Raw genomic sequence first — 16,911 nt, forward strand, 5'->3', positions numbered from 1 at the left:
GGGTGGTGTGGTTTTTTTTTAACACCCCCCGCCCCCGTGGGGGGGGGGGGGGGGGGGGGGGGTGGGGGCTCTGGGCGTATCTGGGGGGGGGGGTGGGGGGGGGTTGGTTTTTGGCGGCCCCCCCCCACACCTGGAAGCAACCTACTGAGCGGCGCGGTTCACTGCCGAGACGACCGCGCGCAGCGAAGCGGTGGTGATCGAGGTGGCGATGCCGACACCCCACACGACCTTCTCCCCGATCGCGACCTCGACGTAGGCAGCGGCCTGCGCGTCGTCACCGGCGGACATGGCGTGCTCGCTGTAATCGAGCACCCGCACATCGAAGCCGACGGTCGCGATCGCGTCGACGAACGCGGCCAGCGGGCCGTTGCCGGAACCGCTGATCTCCTGCTCGGCGCCCTCGACCTTCACGGTCGCCACGATCGAGTCCACACCACCGTCGGTCTCGGCGGCGGTGACCTTCTGCTTGATCCGCTCGAGCGGCAGGATCGGGTTCAGGTACTCGGTGGCGAAGACGTCCCACATCTCCTTGGGCGTCACCTCGCCGCCCTCACCGTCGGTGATCGCCTGGATGGCCTGCGAGAACTCGATCTGCAGGCGACGCGGCAGCACCAGCCCGTGATCGGTCTTCATGATGTAGGCCACGCCGCCCTTGCCGGACTGCGAGTTCACCCGGATCACGGCCTCGTAGGTGCGGCCGACATCCTTCGGGTCGATCGGCAGGTACGGGACCTCCCAGACGATGTCGGACACGTCGGCGCCCTGCGCGTCGGCGGTGGCCTTCATCGCGTCGAGGCCCTTGTTGATGGCGTCCTGGTGGCTGCCGGAGAACGCGGTGTAGACCAGATCGCCGCCGTAGGGGTGACGTTCCGCGACGGCCAGCTGGTTGCAGTACTCCACCGTGCGACGGACCTCGTCGATATCGGAGAAGTTGATCTGCGGGTCGATGCCGCGCGAGAACATGTTCATGCCCAGCGTCACCAGGCAGACGTTGCCGGTGCGTTCACCGTTGCCGAACAGGCAGCCCTCGATGCGATCGGCGCCGGCCTGGTAGCCCAGTTCGGCGGCCGCGACGGCGGTGCCACGGTCGTTGTGCGGGTGCAGCGACAGCACGATCGAATCGCGACGGGCCAGATTGCGGTGCATCCACTCGATCGAGTCGGCGTACACGTTCGGCGTGGCCATCTCGACGGTCGCGGGCAGGTTGAGGATCAGCGGCTTCTCGGGAGTCGGCGCGATGATCTCGGAGACCGCGTCGCAGACCTCACGGGCGTAGTCCAGCTCGGTGCCGGTGTAGGACTCCGGGCTGTACTCGTAGCGCCACTCGGTGTCGGGGTAGCGCTTCTCGATCTCCAGGCACAGCTTCGCGGCATCGGTGGCGATCTTCTTCACCGCGTCGCGCTCGGCGCGGAAGACCACACGACGCTGCAGGATCGAGGTGGAGTTGTAGAAGTGCACGATCACGTTCGGTGCGCCGGCGCAGGCCTCGAAAGTGCGCTCGATCAGCTCGGCGCGGCACTGGGTGAGGACCTGGATGGTGACGTCGGCGGGGACCGCGCCGTCTTCGATGATCTCGCGGACGAAATCGAAATCGGTCTGGCTCGCGGCCGGGAACCCGACCTCGATCTCCTTGTAGCCCATCCGCACCAGCAGGTCGAACATGCGGCGCTTGCGGGCCGGGCTCATCGGGTCGATGAGGGCCTGGTTGCCGTCACGCAGGTCGACGGCGCACCACGCGGGCGCGCGATCGATGATCTTGTCCGGCCAGGTGCGGTCGGGCACCGTGATCGGCTCGACCTCTTCGGCGAAGGGCCGATACCGGAACGACGGCATCGAGGAGTTCTTCTGGGTGTTCCAGGCGGGCTGGTCGGCCGGTGCGGGTTTGCCGGGGGCCGAAATGGTGCGCGAAGCGGATACGAATGCGTCAGCCGAGGACATGCAAGTTTCTCCGTGGGTGTGATGGATTCCCTGATGGGAGCGGGTCGACCGGCGCGTTGGAACCCCGCGACGGGAGCCGGTCCGTATCAGGACCCGTCGCGGCGGCCGAGAAGAAGAGCCCGCTGCAGCATGATCCTCCGAGCTTACCGCGTGCCCACCCTCGCTTGTCAGCGACCCGGACCAATTCGGTGAATCAAGTCCGCTGCCATTCACTCACCAGTTGACCAGTACGGTTTCCCCCATAACGCACGCTTGTACGGACCTGCGCGTCCGACGAGACGTACCAAAGGAATTCGAATGACTTGGTTACAACAGGTGGCCATCTTCGCCGCGGGTATCGCGGCGGGTGGCATCAATACGATCGTCGGATCGGGCACGCTGATCACCTTTCCCGCGCTGCTCGCGTTCGGGTTGCCACCGGTGACGGCGAATGTGTCGAACACGATCGGGCTCGTCCCCGGCTCGGTGAGCGGGGTAATCGGGTACCGGCGCGAACTGCGGGGACAGCGGTCGCGACTGCTGCAATTGGGCACCGCGTCGCTGCTCGGCGGCATCACCGGCGCGATCCTGCTGCTGACGATGCCGGAAGAGGCGTTCAAGGCGATCGTCCCGGTCCTCATCATCGTGGCGCTGATCCTCGTTGTCGTGCAGCCACGACTGGCCGCGTGGGTGAAACAGCGCCGCGAGGGCGGTGAATCGGCCGCGCCGGAGCACGGTGGCCCGATCCTGCTGGTCGCGGTGTTCGCCACCGGCATCTACGGCGGGTATTTCGGGGCGGCGCAGGGAGTGCTGCTGATCGGTTTGCTCGGGGTCTTCGTGCACGAGGACATTCAGCGGCTCAACGGCGTGAAGAACGTGCTGGCGCTGATCGTGAACGCGGTGTCGGCGGTGATCTTCATCGTGGTCGCCGAGGTGGATTGGCAGGCGGTGGCGCTGATCGCGGTCGGTTCGATCATCGGCGGGCAGCTCGGCGCGAAAGTGGGTCGGAAGTTGCCACCGAATGTGCTGCGCGGGGTGATCGTGGTGGTCGGAACGATCGCGGTGGTACGCCTGCTCACCAGCTGAGTTCCAGCCGGGCCGCTCGCGCCGTCGTGACTTGGGACAAATGTGGGTACCACCGGGCGATTTGCGTGTTTGCGGGGTATTCTTCGCGTCGGCCATGCGTGATGAGGGAGGTGGCCTGGTGCACAGACGTGCCTTCTTCAAGGCGGCGGGACTGGCGGCTGTTGCCGGTGCCGTGGGAACGACGCTGACAGGCGCGCCCGCTTCGGCGGATCCGCGCGAGGCGATGTTCCGGTCCTGGGTGCCGGAGATCTTCGCCCCGATTCCCGACGCGCCCGCGCACTCGCCCGCCATCGTGATCGGATCCGGCTTCGGCGCTGCCGTGACCGCGCTGCGCCTGGCCGAGGCCGGAATCGCCAATACCGTGCTCGAGCGCGGTTCGCACTGGCCCAACGATCCGTGGCGGGAGATCTTCACCGGCGACGATCTGCCCGACGGCCGCGGGTTCTGGCATCGCACCAGCTTCACCGGCGTCACCAAGGTGCCGGTGAGTTTCGGCGCGTTCGGCGGGGTGCTGGATGTGACCGAGTACTCCGGTATCGATGTGTGGCGGGCCGCCGCGGTCGGTGGCGGATCGGTGATCTTCACCGGGGCGATGGTCGCGCCGGAACGCAAGCTCTTCGACCAGGTCTTCGGTGGTGTGGTCGACTACGGCGAGCTGGAACGCGTCTACTACCCGCGGGTGCGCCAGATGCTGCGGCTGGACACGATGCCCGCCGACATCTACAACTCCTCGCCGTTCGCGCACTCGCGCGCCTGGGACGACCAGGTGCGCGCGGCCGGTTACCAGCCGCTGCCCAACGATTCGATCTTCACCTGGAACGTGCTGCGCAGCGAGCTCGCGGGCAGCTCCCGTGTCTCGGCCACCTCGGCCCGCTCGAACCTCGGCAACTCCAACGGCGCCAAGTTCGATCTCAACCAGAACTACCTGCGCTATGCGCGCGAGACCGGCAAGTCGCAGGTCTTCCCCGGCCACCGCGTCGACGCCATCGCCCAGGAGGCGAGTGGCAAGTTCGTGGTCGCTGTGTCGAAGCTGGCACCGAGCGGTCAGGTGCTGAGCACCCGCAACCTGACCTGCGACAAGCTGTTCCTCGGCGCAGGCTCGATCGGCACCTCGGAACTGCTGGTCCGGGCCCAGGCCACCGGGACGCTGCCCAACCTCAACGAGCACATCGGTGACGGTTTCGGCACCAACGGTGACGTAGTGCTGGCCCGCGGCGCGAGCGCCATCGCGGGCCACGGCCAAGGTGTGCCGAGCGCGAGCCGGATCTACGACGAATCCAGCGTGCCCCTCACCCTGGAGAACTGGTACATCCCCGGCATTCCGTTCGAGACCGGCGCGCTGGCCTCGCTCGGCATGGTCCTCGACCCGACCCGCGCCCGCTTCGGCTATCACGCCGCGACGGGCGGCGTCGGCCTGAACTGGTCGGCGGCCACCCAGCACGCGGTCGCCGCCGCGGCCCGCGCGGTCGACCACCGGATCGCCGAACGCGCGGGCGCGGTCGCCGAATACGGCGCGCTCGGCTACGACGCCAACGCCCAGTTCACCGCGCATCCGCTCGGTGGCGCGGTCCTCGGCAGGGCCACCGACGCCTTCGGCCGCGTCCACGGACACCCCGGTCTCTACGTGATGGACGGTGCCGCGATCCCCGGCAGCACCGCAACAGTCAACCCGTCCCTGACCATCACCGCGCTGGCTGAACGCAATATCGAGGCCATCCTGCGGGGCTGAACACGCCGCCGCCCGGCGTCCGCAACTACCCCTCGCGGCACCGGTCAACCAATTAGCGTGGGCAACTCAAGGCCGACCTACGCGGCGCCGACCGCCAGATGATCAGGAGCAACAGTGGCTTCACCGGGGATCGAACGGGTCGAGGCCCTGCCGGACGTACGTTCTAAAACGCCCACGCTGCGCACCGACATCTTCATGCTGATCCTCGCGATCATCTCGGTGGTGCTGGTCGTGTGGATCACCTTCTTCGACGTCAGCGAACCGACCTATCACGCGATCGTCATCGTCGACACGTCGATCTGCGCGATCTTCCTCGTCGAGTTCCTGTGGCGCTGGCGGCGCGCGGGCTGGCCGTGGTCGTACCCGTTCATCTACTGGTACGAGATCCTCGGCATGATCCCGGTGACCAGCCCACTGTTCCGCAGTTTCCGGCTGCTGCGGATCGTGGTGATCGTGATCCGGCTCGGCCGGGTCGCCGATCGGGCGCTGGGGGAGCGGGTCACCGCGTCGGTCGTCAACCGGTTCGTCGGCACGATCGTCGACGTCATCAAGCGCCCGATGACGATCGCGATCCTCGACGAGGTCTCCAAAGTCCTGCGCGCGGGCCACTACACCCAGAACATCGCCGCCGCGCTCGAGGAGAACCACGCCGAGGTCGACCAGCTGATCATGGACCTGATCAAGAACGACCCGCAGACCGGCAAACTGCGCTACGTCCCGTTCCACGACGACATCATCCGGCTCGTCGCCGACACGGTCTACCGCATGCTGCGCCAGCTGCTCGACGACCCGCGCACCGACGAACTCGTCGCAGACATGTTGCGGGAGAACCTCGACCAGATCAACGACGCCGTGCGCGCCGGGGTGCGGGTTCCGCCGTCGCACCGTGGGGCGACGCCCGCCGAGCACGGCGTGCGCCACCACCTCGGTCAGATCAAGCGTGTCTGATCTGGTCGCGCGGCTCGGCGAATCGCAGGGTCTCGAAGATCACCAGCGCGGCCAGCAGCGCGCACAGCAGGGTGAGTGAGGCGAGCGCGGGCAGATGCGCGGCGAACGGGATGAGCCCGAACAGCAACGCGGCGACCACGAGGCGCTCGGCCGACAGTGACTTGGTCGCATAGTACTTCGCGAACGTGATGCCGATCAGGAACAGCGCCGGACCGCCGTAGAGCGCGCCGAGCGGGATGCCGTACAGCGGGTCGGTGAGCGTGTGATGCGACGAGTCGCCGACGTAGTACAGCACCTTCTTCAACCCGAGCGAGAGACCGATGATGCCGACGATCATCGGGAAATGCCCGTACATGTAGGTGTTCTGGGCGATCTTGATCTGCCGCGCGTCCTTGGCATGGGCGAAGGCGTGCTCGATCGAGATCGCGGCGACGTCGAAGTACAACCACCACAGCAGGCCAGAGATGGCCAGGCCCAGCATGGAACCGAGTGCGATCGGCCAGGAGATGGGCAAGCCGGCCACCCCGATGCCGATCGAGACGATGGATTCGCCGAGCGCCACGATGATGATGAGTCCGTAGCGTTCGGCGTAGTGCTTGGCCGAGTTGAGCCGCCAGTCGGTGCCCGCCGCCCAGGTCCACAGCATGTCGCCGACGATCGCGGCGAGCCACAGCAGGATCTGGGCGAGACCTGTCGTCATCGCGGCGACGACCAGCAGCGTGGTGCCGACGGTGATCGAGCCGAGCGCCCAGCGCAGCAACTGCTTGCGCAGCTGCGAATCCCCGGCGCTGATCGTCCAGAACACCGTGACGTGCACCAGTCGCACGATCAGGTAGGCCACCGCGAAGACCAGCGGACCGGACCAGCCACCGGGTAGATCGGTGAAGGCCTCGGGAATGGTGAGCGCGGCCAGGAACGCGCCGCCCATCGCGACGAACATCGCGACCCGGGTGATGCCCTCGTCGGCCCGCACCACATTGCCCAGCCAGGAGTACGCGATCCACAGCCACCACATCAGGGCCAGGACCAGCGTCGCCCGCAGCATGTTCGCCGCGGTAGTCGCCTCGGCGGCCAGCGCCGTGACCATCGTGAATGCGAAGACGATCACCAGGTCGAAGAAGAGTTCGAGCTGGGTCACCGAGTTCTCTGCGGTGACGGGCTGGAACCGGGCCCGTCGATTTCCGATCATGCGCCAATCGTCGCACCCCTGGCCGCGATTCGCGCGGACAGGAAATCGACGACGCGATGGTTTCGCCGACGGCGCAACTAGCCGGCCGCGAAGCCCCCGACCTCGGGGTACCGCTCGGCGAAGTCGATGAAGTTCGCGACCGTCTCCTCGTGCAGCTTGCGCAGCGAGCGGTTGAACAGGATGCCCGGAATGGGTAAGGGGAGCGAGAGCTCCACGTGGTAGTCGACCTCGGTGCCCTCTGGAGTGTCGAGCAGCTCGATCCAGCCGCCGCCCTTGGATCCGCGGCTGCTGTCGACGACCCGCCACGACGACCGGTATTGCTCCCAGGTGTATTCGAGCACCTGGGCGTCGGAGTTGCCCATGAAGTGAGCGGTGGCGAAGACCCGGCGTGGCCTGCCGTCGGCATCACGCGGGCCGACCCGGACATCACTGAGCGAGGTCGACCACTCCGACATCAGGTCAACGGCCAGTAGTGCGTCCATCACTTGGTCGATCTCGGCGTCAACGGTGAATCGGATGTCGATCTTCGAGCGCATCTGTGTCTATCCTCCGAACCCCCGCAGCTTTCGCGCCCGATTGTGCACAGTCGTACTAGTGATCGTCAACACGTCTATGGTCTGGACATATGACCGGGTCAGCTGCATATCACACGCTCTACGGCTTTTTCGATCAACGCCATGCTCTGTTCCTCGGTGAAGATTCCGGGCAGTGTGAGGTGTTCGACAATGAGCCAGTTGAGCGCCAGATAGAGCAGTAGTACCGACTCCGCGTCGCCCGGCAGCCCGGATGCCAGATGGTTGCGCACGTTGAAATCGATGTCGGCGCGGACGCGTTCGGTGAGCACCTCGCGGAGTTCGGGGCGCCGGGTGGCCTCGAGGCGGAGTTCCAGCAGCGCGAGATAGGCCTTGCGATGCGATTCGATGCGCCCGACCACCTCTTTCATCAGTGCGGTGATGTTCTCGATGGTTTTGGGGCCATCGCTGACCAGGGCCATCGTCTCCTCGCTCGGCTGCACCACCTCGTAGAAGCGGATGCCCGCCTGGGTCAGTAGCTCGTCGCGATTGGCGAAGTAGTTCGATGCCGTGCCCGCGGGGACGGCCGCCTGTTTGTCCACGGCGCGGAAGGTGAGGCCACGGGCGCCTTCATCGGCGAGCACCTCGATGGCCGCGTCGAGCAGGGCTTGTCGTCGTTCGGGGTTGGTACGCACTTGACACCACTCCATCTGTAGTACTACGTTGAAACCACTTCAATCAGAGTACAACAACTGAGGCGGTAACCATGCGAAAGCTTGTCTACTACATCGGCGTCTCCCTCGACGGCTACATCGCAGGTCCCGGCGGCGAGGTCGACTTCTATCCGACACCGCAGAACTATGTGGAGTGGATGACGGCCGAGTTTCCCGACGCCATCCCGACCCACCTGCGTGGGCACTTCGGCATGGACCCCGACCTGCCTGCCGAGCACTGGGACACCGTGCTGATGGGGCGCGGCACCTACGTGCTGCCGGATGAGCACGTCGAGAGCCCGTTCTCGCACCTGAAGCAGTACGTCATCTCGTCCACGCTCGACCAGGCCGATCATCCCGGGGTCGAGATCGTCTCCGGTGATCCCCTCGAGCTGGTGCGCGAGCTCAAGCAGCGCGAAGGTGGCGACATCTGGCTGTGTGGCGGCGGGAAGCTGGCCGGGCAACTGCTCGACGAGATCGACCAGATGATCATCAAGAGCTATCCGATCGTCGCGGGTGACGGCGTCCCGGTCTTCACCGGCGTCTTCAAACCGACACAGTTCGCTCCGGTGCGGCGTAAGGAATTCGACAACGGCACGCAGGTCACCTGGTTCGATCGAGCGTGAATCCCGTGGTTATCCACAGGTGACAAGCCTGTGTCGTTTTCCACAGGCAGGGTAGGTAGCAGCAAAACCGGTGGACCTGGGCCGGTACTCTTGGTCGCTGATACCAACCTGACACTCGATCGTGAAGGACCTGCTGTGGCTCTCGTAGTTCAGAAGTACGGAGGATCCTCGGTGGCCACCGCCGAGCGGATCCGGCGCGTCGCTGAACGGATCGTGGAGACCAAGAAGCAGGGGCACGACGTAGTTGTCGTGTGCTCGGCCATGGGTGACACGACCGATGAATTGCTCGATCTCGCGGAGCAGGTGGCCCCGGCGCCGCCTGCTCGCGAGATGGACATGCTGCTCACCTCGGGCGAGCGCATCTCCAATGCCTTGGTGGCCATGGCTATTCATACTCTCGGCGCCGAGGCTCGCTCGTTCACCGGTTCGCAGGCCGGCGTGATCACCACCGGCGCGCACGGCAACGCCAAGATCATCGACGTGACCCCTGGCCGCCTGCAAGAGGCACTCGCCGAGGGTCAGATCGTGCTGGTGGCGGGCTTCCAGGGCGTGAGCCAGGACAGCAAAGACGTCACCACACTGGGCCGCGGCGGTTCCGACACCACCGCCGTCGCGTTGGCCGCGGCGCTGAAAGCCGATGTCTGCGAGATCTACACCGACGTCGACGGCATCTTCTCCGCCGACCCGCGCATCGTGCCCGACGCCCAGAAGCTCGACAAGATCTCCTACGAGGAGATGCTCGAGATGGCGGCCTGCGGCTCGAAGGTGCTCATGCTGCGCTGCGTGGAATACGCGCGCCGCTACAACGTTCCCGTTCATGTTCGGTCGTCCTACACCGACAAGATCGGCACCACTGTTTTCGGATCGATGGAGGACATTCCCGTGGAGCAGGCAATCCTGACCGGCGTCGCGCACGACCGCAGCGAAGCCAAGGTGACCGTCGTCGCCCTACCGGACGAGCCGGGCTACGCGGCCAAGGTGTTCCGCGCGGTGGCCGACGCCGAGATCAACATCGACATGGTGCTGCAGAACATCTCCAAGGTCGACACGGGCAAGACCGACATCACCTTCACCTGCCCCAAGACCGATCTGGTCCGCGCGGTGCAGATGCTCACCGCGCGCCAGGACGAGATCGGCTTCGCCGAGATCCTCTCCGACGACCACATCGGCAAGGTGTCGCTGGTCGGCGCCGGAATGAAGTCGCACCCGGGCGTCACCGCCACCTTCTGTGAAGCGCTGGCCGACGCGGGCGTGAACATCGACCTGATCTCCACCTCGGAGATCCGGATCTCGGTGCTGGTGCGCGATACCGAACTCGATGAAGCGGTACAGGTGTTGCACAGGGCATTCGATCTCGGCGGCGACGAGGCCGCTGTCGTCCACGGCGGAACGGGGCGTTAAGCAATGGGTGTACGTGTAGGTGTTGTCGGTGCGACCGGTCAGGTCGGCACCGTCATGCGCAAGCTGCTCGAAGAGCGCAACTTCCCGGCCGACGAGGTGCGGTTCTTCGCCTCCGCTCGGTCCGCGGGCAAGACGCTGCCCTGGCGTGGCGGCGAGATCGTTGTCGAGGACACCGAGACCGCCGATCCCGCCGGCCTCGACATCGCGCTGTTCTCGGCCGGTGCCACCATGTCGCGTGTGCAGGCCCCGCGTTTCGCCGCGGCCGGTGTGACCGTGATCGACAACTCCTCGGCCTGGCGCAAGGACCCCGATGTGCCGCTGGTGGTGTCGGAGGTCAACCCCGAGGCCACCCGCAACCTGCCCAAGGGCATCATCGCGAACCCGAACTGCACCACCATGGCCGCGATGCCGGTGCTCAAGCCGCTGCACGACGTGGCCGGGCTGCAGCGACTGATCGTTTCGAGCTACCAGGCTGTTTCGGGTAGCGGGCTGTCCGGCGTGGAGGAGCTCGCCTCGCAGATCCGCGCGGTGTCCGCCGACGCGGAGAAGCTGGTGCACGACGGTTCGGCCGCTGAGTTCCCCGCGCCGAACAACTACGTCGCGCCGATCGCCTTCAACGTGATCCCGCTGGCCGGTGCCCTGGTCGATGACGGTTCCTTCGAGACCGACGAGGATCAGAAGCTGCGCAACGAGAGTCGCAAGATCCTCGGGCTGCCCGATCTGCTGGTGAGCGGCACTTGCGTGCGGGTTCCGGTCTTCACCGGGCACTCGCTGTCGATCAACGCCGAATTCGCCGAACCGCTTTCGGTGCTGCAGGCCAAGGAACTGCTGGCCAAGGCGCCGGGCGTGCGCCTGGTCGACGTGCCGACCCCGCTGGCCGCCGCGGGCCAGGACGACTCCCTCGTCGGCCGCATCCGCCAGGATCCGGGCGTGCCGAGCGGCCGTGGTCTCGCACTGTTCATCTCGGGTGACAACCTGCGAAAGGGCGCCGCGCTCAACACGATTCAGATCGCGGAAGTGCTGCTCGAAAACCGCTGATTCTCGCAGGAAGGCCGGGTCATCGATCACGATGGCCCGGCCTTTCTGCTGTCCTCAGCCGATCGGGCGGATGCCAGGGGTGCGTGGGTCGTTGCCTACGCAGGCGAGGATGGCGCAGCCGGGTGGGATGCTGGCGAACGGCGGGGCAAGGGGCTGGTTGAGGCAGTCGAAGACGGTGCAGCCGGGGTAGGCGCCGGGGCCGATGCCGAAGACGGCAAGCAGGATGTTGGCGTCGATGAGCTTGCCCGCGTCGAATTGGAGTGGAGGCTCTACGTAGGGTTCGGCGATCGGGACCCGCGTGTCGGTGATGGCGGCGAACAGGCGGCGGAAGAATTCGTGGGGCAGTTCTTCGGCGTGCGCGAGGACGCCGCTCGGGCCGTGGGCGGTCTGGTTGCCGAAGGGGCCGGTCCACATCACCGTCATGTCGAGGCTGGGCAGGAAGAACACGTTCTGCAGGCCGAGCCCGGACATGAAATACGTGTCGTCGGCCAGGAATTCGGGGGATTCGCCGCAGTTGGCCCCGAGCCAGAACAGGTAGCCGTAGCAGCTGTTCGCCTTCGACGGTGTGCGGGCTTTGCGCAGATAGTCGGCCGATATCACCCGTTCGGCGCCCCAGCGGCCGTCATTGGAGACGAGCAGCCCGATCTTGGCCAGGTCGTTGGGCGGCAGCATGAGGTGGGCGTAGCCGTAGGTGTGGCCGGATCGGTCACTCGCCCAGTAGTAGTCGGTGCGCGGGATGCCGAGTGGGTCGAACAATTCCCGCTGCGCGAACTGCTGGAGCGGTTCGCCGACGGCCAGCTCGATCACATACGACAGCAGGTCCACATTGCGCTGGCTGTAGCTGAACGTGGTGCCGGGCGGGTTGGTCAACTCCACCGACAGCGCTTGCACCGCCGAGTGCGGGTCGATAGGGATCACCGCGGTGATGCCCTCCGAAAGCACACCCACCTTCATACCTGAGGTTTCGGTGAGCAGGTTCTCGACGGTGATCGAGCGGTGCACCGCGTCGCCGAGACCGGGCGGCAGATAGCGGTCGATGGGCGCGGCGATGTCGATTTTGCCTTCGTCGGAGGCGATTCCGGCCAGCATCGACACCACCGATTTGGTGACGCTCCAGATGTTCCACGGCGTATTGCCGGTCTCGTCGTTGCGCAGCCCTTCACCGACGAGGCAGTTGTGCCGGAAGATCTGGACATTGAGCCGGTTACGCGTGGCGGCGAACTGCAGTGCCGCTTCGAGTTTCGCCGAATCCAGCCCGACCTGTTCGGGTTCGGCTCGTTCCAATTCGCGACCGGATGTCACCTCGCAGGTCGTACTCGGCGCAGCGTGGGCCGGAACGGCGAACAAGCTCGCCGAGGCCAGCACCGCAGCGATCGTTCCTGCGAAAACGCCCGTGATGTGCCGCATGTGGGCGAGAGTAGCCCCCGACACGCACCGTAACCCGTATAGCGTGGCCGCGGAATCAACCGCGAATCCCATATACCGCAGCACCAACCGCGAGCACAGCGAGCCCGGCCAGCACCGATCCGATCGGCAACGCGAACCCGACCACCACACAACCCACCGCGCCGAGCACCGGAACCCAGCGTTGCGGCCTACCCTCGGCGGCGGTCAGTGTGGCCGCCGACAGGTTGGCGACGAGGTAATACGCGAGCACCGCGAACGACGAGAACCCGATCGCCGCCCGCAGATCCACCGTCGCCGCGAGCACCGCGACCACCACACCCACCGCGAGCTCGGCCCGATGCGGGACAGCGTATTTCGGATGGATCTCGGCCAACCCCTTGGGCAGATGGCCGTCACGCGCCATCGCCAGCGAAGTCCGCGAAACCCCCAAGATCAACGCCAGCAGCGAACCCGCCGCCGCCAGCACCGCACCCACCCGCACCACGGGCGCCAACCAGCCGGCCCCCGCCGCCTCGACGACCTGCGCGAGCGGATCACGCGCCGCCGCCAGCCCACCCGACCCCAACGTCAGCAACGCGGCCACCGCGACCAGGGCGTACACCGCCAATGCCACCGCCAATGCGAGCATGATCGCCCGCGGAATTGTGCGCTCCGGCTCACGCACCTCCTCTCCGAGCGTGGCGATCCGCGCGTACCCCGCGAACGCGAAGAACAACAACCCCGCCGCCTGCAACACCCCATACGGCCCGATCTCCTTGTCGAGAACCGTTGCCTCCGTATGACTCCCACCGACCCCGACCACAACAACCACCGCCAGCACCGCCAGCACGACCGCCACGATCACCCGCGACGCCGACGCCGACTTCTGCACTCCCACATAGTTGATCCCCGTCACCAGCACCACGGCTCCCACAGCCACCGCGTGCGCCTGCTCCGGCCACGCGTAACTCCCCACCGTCAACGCCATCGCCGCACACGACGCCGTCTTCCCCACCACGAACCCCCACCCCGCCAAGTATCCCCAAAACGCCCCCAACCGCTCCCGCCCGTACACATACGTCCCCCCGGACACCGGATACAGCGCGGCCAACCGCGCCGAAGACATCGCATTGCAATAGGCGATCACCGCGGCCACCCCCAAAGCCACCAGCAACCAAGACCCACCCACCCCTGCCGCAGGACCCAACGCCGCGAAAACCCCGGCCCCCACCATCGCCCCCAACCCCACGACTACCGAGTCCCCCAACCCCAACCCCCGCCGCAACCGCCCATCCGAAGTCATAGGCCCATCCTCGAGCATGGGCGAAGGGCCCGCGACCCGGACAAGACAAACGCCGCCAGGTCGATGAGGGTGACCTGGCGGCGTTCGCTGGGGCCGACGCCCCACAAGCGCCTCTCGGCGGGTGGTCGCTCGTAGCGACAAAGGGGTGAGGCCCGGGGCTGTTCGGACGTCGACTCCCGTGTTCAACCGCGGCAGGCAGTGAACTATTCCGACGGCTCGATGTGATCCGCGCAACGCATGAGGCAGGTACCGCGAAAGGCGTACCTGCCTCGTGTCATAGCGGGGCGAAGGGCCTGGTTCCGGGCTCTTTCGTGGTCGGTGTCAGGGGTCAGAAGTTGCTGAACCAGTACAGGATGCTTGCCAGCAACCAGACGATCGCGGTTTCCATCGTCGTTCTCCTTGCGTCGGTACTTCCATCATCGCCGACGACGCGCGTTTGCCGACAAGTTGTTCTTAAGAAGCTCTAGAGACCGACACCGCATTGTTGCTTCAGACACCGGAACAACCGGGTCCGATCGGTCTCGAGGGGTGATCGGTCGGACCCGGCGGTGCAGACCAGAAGGTGGCTCTTCCAGACGCTGAAGACGCACTGCCGACGGTAACCACACCGACGGGCTGGGCCGGGAATGTTCCATGACGTGTCGTCGGGTATGCGGACCGGGCCGGTCTGATCGAGGGGTGATCGGCCCGGCCGTTTGCGTATGGCCCGGATTCGGGTAAGGGTTGTGGGGTGGTCGATATTGCGGAGCACTCCGACGCGCTCGACCGTGCTGAGGTGCGGCTGCGCGAAGAATTCGCGACAATGTTCGAGCCGGAGACGATCCATCGTTTCCTGCATTCCTCCTACGACGACTTCGCCGCCAGGGCGACGGTGACCCTGTACTTACCGCTGCTGGCCGAGCGATTCGGGCGGCAGCGCTTGCAGGCGCTGGCCAAGATCGAGGGCAAGGTGGCCCAGCCGCGCCCGACGGTGCTGTTCCTCTGTACGCACAATGCGGGCCGCTCGCAGATGGCGCTCGGCTTCTTCGAGGACTTGGCGCTGGGTCGGGCGGTGGCCTGGTCGGGCGGGTCGGTGCCGAGCGGGCAGCTCAATCCTTCCGCCGTGGCGGTGATGGAAGAGGTCGGCGTCGATATCTCGCGCGAGTATCCGAAGCCGTGGACCGACGAGATCATCCGCGCCGCCGACGTGATCGTCACGATGGGCTGCGGCGACACGTGTCCGCTGGTGCCGGGGGTGCGCTACGAGGAATGGATCATCGAGGATCCGGCCGGGCTGGAGGTCGAGCATGTGCGGCCCATCCGCGATGACATCGGTCATCGCGTGACGGGCCTGCTCGCCGAGCTCGGCATCGACGTCATCGATCCCGTAGATACGCCACCCAGCTCCCGTACCGCGTGATGTCGGTGGCGGCGACGGCGGCGTCGTAGCTGCACGCGAAGCCGACCACCGCGCGTCCGTCGGACAGATCGATGCTGGTCAGGGCCATCGGCGGCGGTAGTTCGGCGAGGAATCGGCCGATGCCCGCCGGGGAGACCAGGAACAGTTCGCCGAGGATCGGTGCGCCCTGCCCGTCACCGTGGCGGACCAGTCCGGGTTTGGGCGGGGTGGTGTCGAGGGCGGTGAGTCGGTAGGCGTCGCTGGTGGTGATCTCGCCTGCGAAGCGGGCGCCGAGGTGTTCGAGTTGCCAGTGCAGGGGTTGGCCGCGCAGGTGTGCGCCGAAAACCGCGAGGGGCACACCGGTTTCCACGAGTAGCGGTGCCGGGGTGTCGGTGATGCGGGCGGCCAGGTCGACGGCGAGTTGGTCGGCGAAGGCGGGGACTACGACCGTCACGCCGAACGGGAGGCCGTCGGTGGTGGGCTTTCCGGGGACCGCGACGGCCGCGAGGTCGAGGAGGTTGCAGAAGTTTGTGTAGGTGCCGAGACGGCGGTTGATCGCCAGTGGGTCGGCTTCGACTTCGGCGATCGACGGGTGCTCGGTGGTGGTGGGGAGTAGGAGACCGTCGAAGTCGGCGAGCAGTGTCGCCGCGGTGGTGCGTGCTCTGGCCAGGGTGTCCAGATCATGGACGAAAGCATGGGCGTCGAGTTCTTTTGCGGCACCGATGATTCCAGCGACGGTTTTGTCGAGCCCGAGGGCGCCTTTGTCGACGAACTCGCCGACCGCCGCGTATCGCTCGGCTACCATCGCGCCGTCGTAGAGCAGGCGGGCTGCGTCGAGAAGTGGGGAGATGTCGATTTCGGTGATATGGAGCCCCTGATTATGCAGGGCTGCAACAGTTTCGGTGAAGGCTGTGCGGTAGGCCGGGTTCAGGGGCTCGAGATCTTCGGGCCGGGGGATTGCGATCTTGGGATCGGCGGATACCGCGAGGCGGACGTCAGCGGGCCATTCGCGGCTACGTGGATCTCGAGAATCCTTGCCCGTCATCAACTTTGCTGCGGTGACGGCCAGGTCGAGGTCGGCGGCGAAAATGGTGACCGCGTCATAGTCGGCGCAGGCGGGGACGACGCCATGGGTGGGGATCACGCCGAGGGTCGCCTTGATGCCCACGATTCCGTGGAACGCGGCGGGCACGCGACCCGAGCCCGCCGTATCGGTGCCGATGGCGAGGTCGGCGATGCCGAGCGCGACAGCCGCCGCCGAGCCGGAACTCGAACCACCCGAGATCAATTCGGGATGCAGCGCATTGCGCACAGCACCGTAGGGGCTGCGAGTGCCGACGAGCCCCGTGGCGAACTGGTCGAGGTTGGTCTTGCCGAGAACCAGCGCGCCCGCCGCGACCAGACGCTGCACAGCAGCGGCGGTTTCCGTTGCCGTATAGGCGAATTCAGGACAGGCGGCGGTGGTGGGCAACCCCGCCACGTCGACGTTGTCCTTCACCGCGAGGAGCAGACCTGCCAGCGGGAGTTTCTCGCCCGCGGCGACACGGCGTTCCAGATCGACGGCCTCGGTCGTCAGATCCTCCTGCGACCGCAGCGTGATCCAGACCTCGGGCCGATCCACCTCGGCGATCCGCGCGTAGGCGGCGGCGACCCGCGCGGTCGGGGTTAGAGACATTGACGCTCCT

General features: G+C 66.4%; 14 protein-coding genes. 7 read left to right on the forward strand and 7 right to left on the reverse strand.

Annotated features, from left to right (window positions below):
• Positions 1-141 precede the first annotated feature (141 nt).
• Complete coding sequence (gene leuA, locus ACFWPX_RS32880; RefSeq protein WP_378931995.1) at positions 142-1,938, reverse strand: 2-isopropylmalate synthase; 1,797 nt, start codon at positions 1,936-1,938, stop codon at positions 142-144.
• A gap of 297 nt (positions 1,939-2,235) precedes the next feature.
• Between leuA and ACFWPX_RS32885 the strand changes: the two genes are divergently transcribed.
• The 3 genes from ACFWPX_RS32885 to ACFWPX_RS32895 all read left to right on the forward strand — a co-directional run bounded on the left by ACFWPX_RS32885 (position 2,236) and on the right by ACFWPX_RS32895 (position 5,680).
• Positions 2,236-3,003, forward strand: coding sequence for a sulfite exporter TauE/SafE family protein (locus ACFWPX_RS32885; RefSeq protein ID WP_378918640.1), 768 nt, complete (start codon positions 2,236-2,238; stop codon positions 3,001-3,003).
• Between the two features lie 118 nt (positions 3,004-3,121).
• Positions 3,122-4,732, forward strand: a complete 1,611-nt coding sequence (locus ACFWPX_RS32890; protein WP_378931997.1) for a GMC oxidoreductase — start codon at positions 3,122-3,124, stop codon at positions 4,730-4,732.
• 114 nt (positions 4,733-4,846) lie between these two features.
• Positions 4,847-5,680, forward strand: coding sequence for an ion transporter (locus ACFWPX_RS32895; protein ID WP_378931999.1), 834 nt, complete (start codon positions 4,847-4,849; stop codon positions 5,678-5,680).
• Here ACFWPX_RS32895 and ACFWPX_RS32900 read toward each other — a convergent pair.
• The 3 genes from ACFWPX_RS32900 to ACFWPX_RS32910 form a co-directional block, all read right to left on the reverse strand.
• On the reverse strand, positions 5,667-6,869 hold the full coding sequence (locus tag ACFWPX_RS32900) for a low temperature requirement protein A (protein ID WP_378932001.1): 1,203 nt from the start codon (positions 6,867-6,869) through the stop codon (positions 5,667-5,669). The genes ACFWPX_RS32895 and ACFWPX_RS32900 overlap by 14 nt on opposite strands.
• A 77-nt stretch (positions 6,870-6,946) precedes the next feature.
• Positions 6,947-7,405: an SRPBCC family protein gene (locus tag ACFWPX_RS32905; RefSeq protein WP_378918633.1), complete on the reverse strand. Its 459-nt coding sequence runs from the start codon at positions 7,403-7,405 to the stop codon at positions 6,947-6,949.
• Positions 7,406-7,503: 98 nt separating this feature from the next.
• Positions 7,504-8,076 (reverse strand): TetR/AcrR family transcriptional regulator, encoded by a 573-nt coding sequence (locus ACFWPX_RS32910; protein ID WP_378932003.1) that lies wholly within the window; start codon positions 8,074-8,076, stop codon positions 7,504-7,506.
• Between the two features lie 71 nt (positions 8,077-8,147).
• Here ACFWPX_RS32910 and ACFWPX_RS32915 point away from each other — a divergent pair, with 71 nt between their 5' ends.
• The 3 genes from ACFWPX_RS32915 (at position 8,148) to ACFWPX_RS32925 (ending at position 11,159) form a co-directional block, all read left to right on the forward strand.
• Entirely contained in the window at positions 8,148-8,720 is a 573-nt protein-coding gene (locus ACFWPX_RS32915; RefSeq protein WP_378932005.1) for a dihydrofolate reductase family protein, read from the forward strand.
• A gap of 135 nt (positions 8,721-8,855) precedes the next feature.
• Positions 8,856-10,121: an aspartate kinase gene (locus tag ACFWPX_RS32920; RefSeq protein ID WP_378918628.1), complete on the forward strand. Its 1,266-nt coding sequence runs from the start codon at positions 8,856-8,858 to the stop codon at positions 10,119-10,121.
• Positions 10,122-10,124: 3 nt separating this feature from the next.
• Positions 10,125-11,159 carry an aspartate-semialdehyde dehydrogenase gene (locus tag ACFWPX_RS32925; protein WP_378918626.1) on the forward strand — a complete coding sequence of 345 codons (1,035 nt, stop codon included), beginning with the start codon at positions 10,125-10,127 and terminating at the stop codon, positions 11,157-11,159.
• Between the two features lie 54 nt (positions 11,160-11,213).
• On the opposite strand, the gene ACFWPX_RS32930 is transcribed toward ACFWPX_RS32925, so the two are convergent.
• Positions 11,214-12,566, reverse strand: a complete 1,353-nt coding sequence (locus ACFWPX_RS32930) for a serine hydrolase domain-containing protein (protein WP_378932008.1) — start codon at positions 12,564-12,566, stop codon at positions 11,214-11,216.
• Positions 12,567-12,621: 55 nt separating this feature from the next.
• Entirely contained in the window at positions 12,622-13,848 is a 1,227-nt protein-coding gene (locus tag ACFWPX_RS32935; RefSeq protein WP_378932010.1) for an APC family permease, read from the reverse strand.
• 730 nt (positions 13,849-14,578) lie between these two features.
• Here ACFWPX_RS32935 and ACFWPX_RS32940 point away from each other — a divergent pair.
• Complete coding sequence (locus tag ACFWPX_RS32940) at positions 14,579-15,247, forward strand: arsenate reductase ArsC (protein WP_378932012.1); 669 nt, start codon at positions 14,579-14,581, stop codon at positions 15,245-15,247.
• Here ACFWPX_RS32940 and atzF read toward each other — a convergent pair.
• Positions 15,204-16,901 (reverse strand): allophanate hydrolase, encoded by a 1,698-nt coding sequence (atzF, locus tag ACFWPX_RS32945; protein ID WP_378932014.1) that lies wholly within the window; start codon positions 16,899-16,901, stop codon positions 15,204-15,206. The genes ACFWPX_RS32940 and atzF overlap by 44 nt on opposite strands.
• Positions 16,902-16,911: the final 10 nt, after the last annotated feature.

The organism is Nocardia sp. NPDC058518 (assembly GCF_042719655.1).
In the GTDB taxonomy this organism is placed as follows: Bacteria; Actinomycetota; Actinomycetes; order Mycobacteriales; family Mycobacteriaceae; genus Nocardia.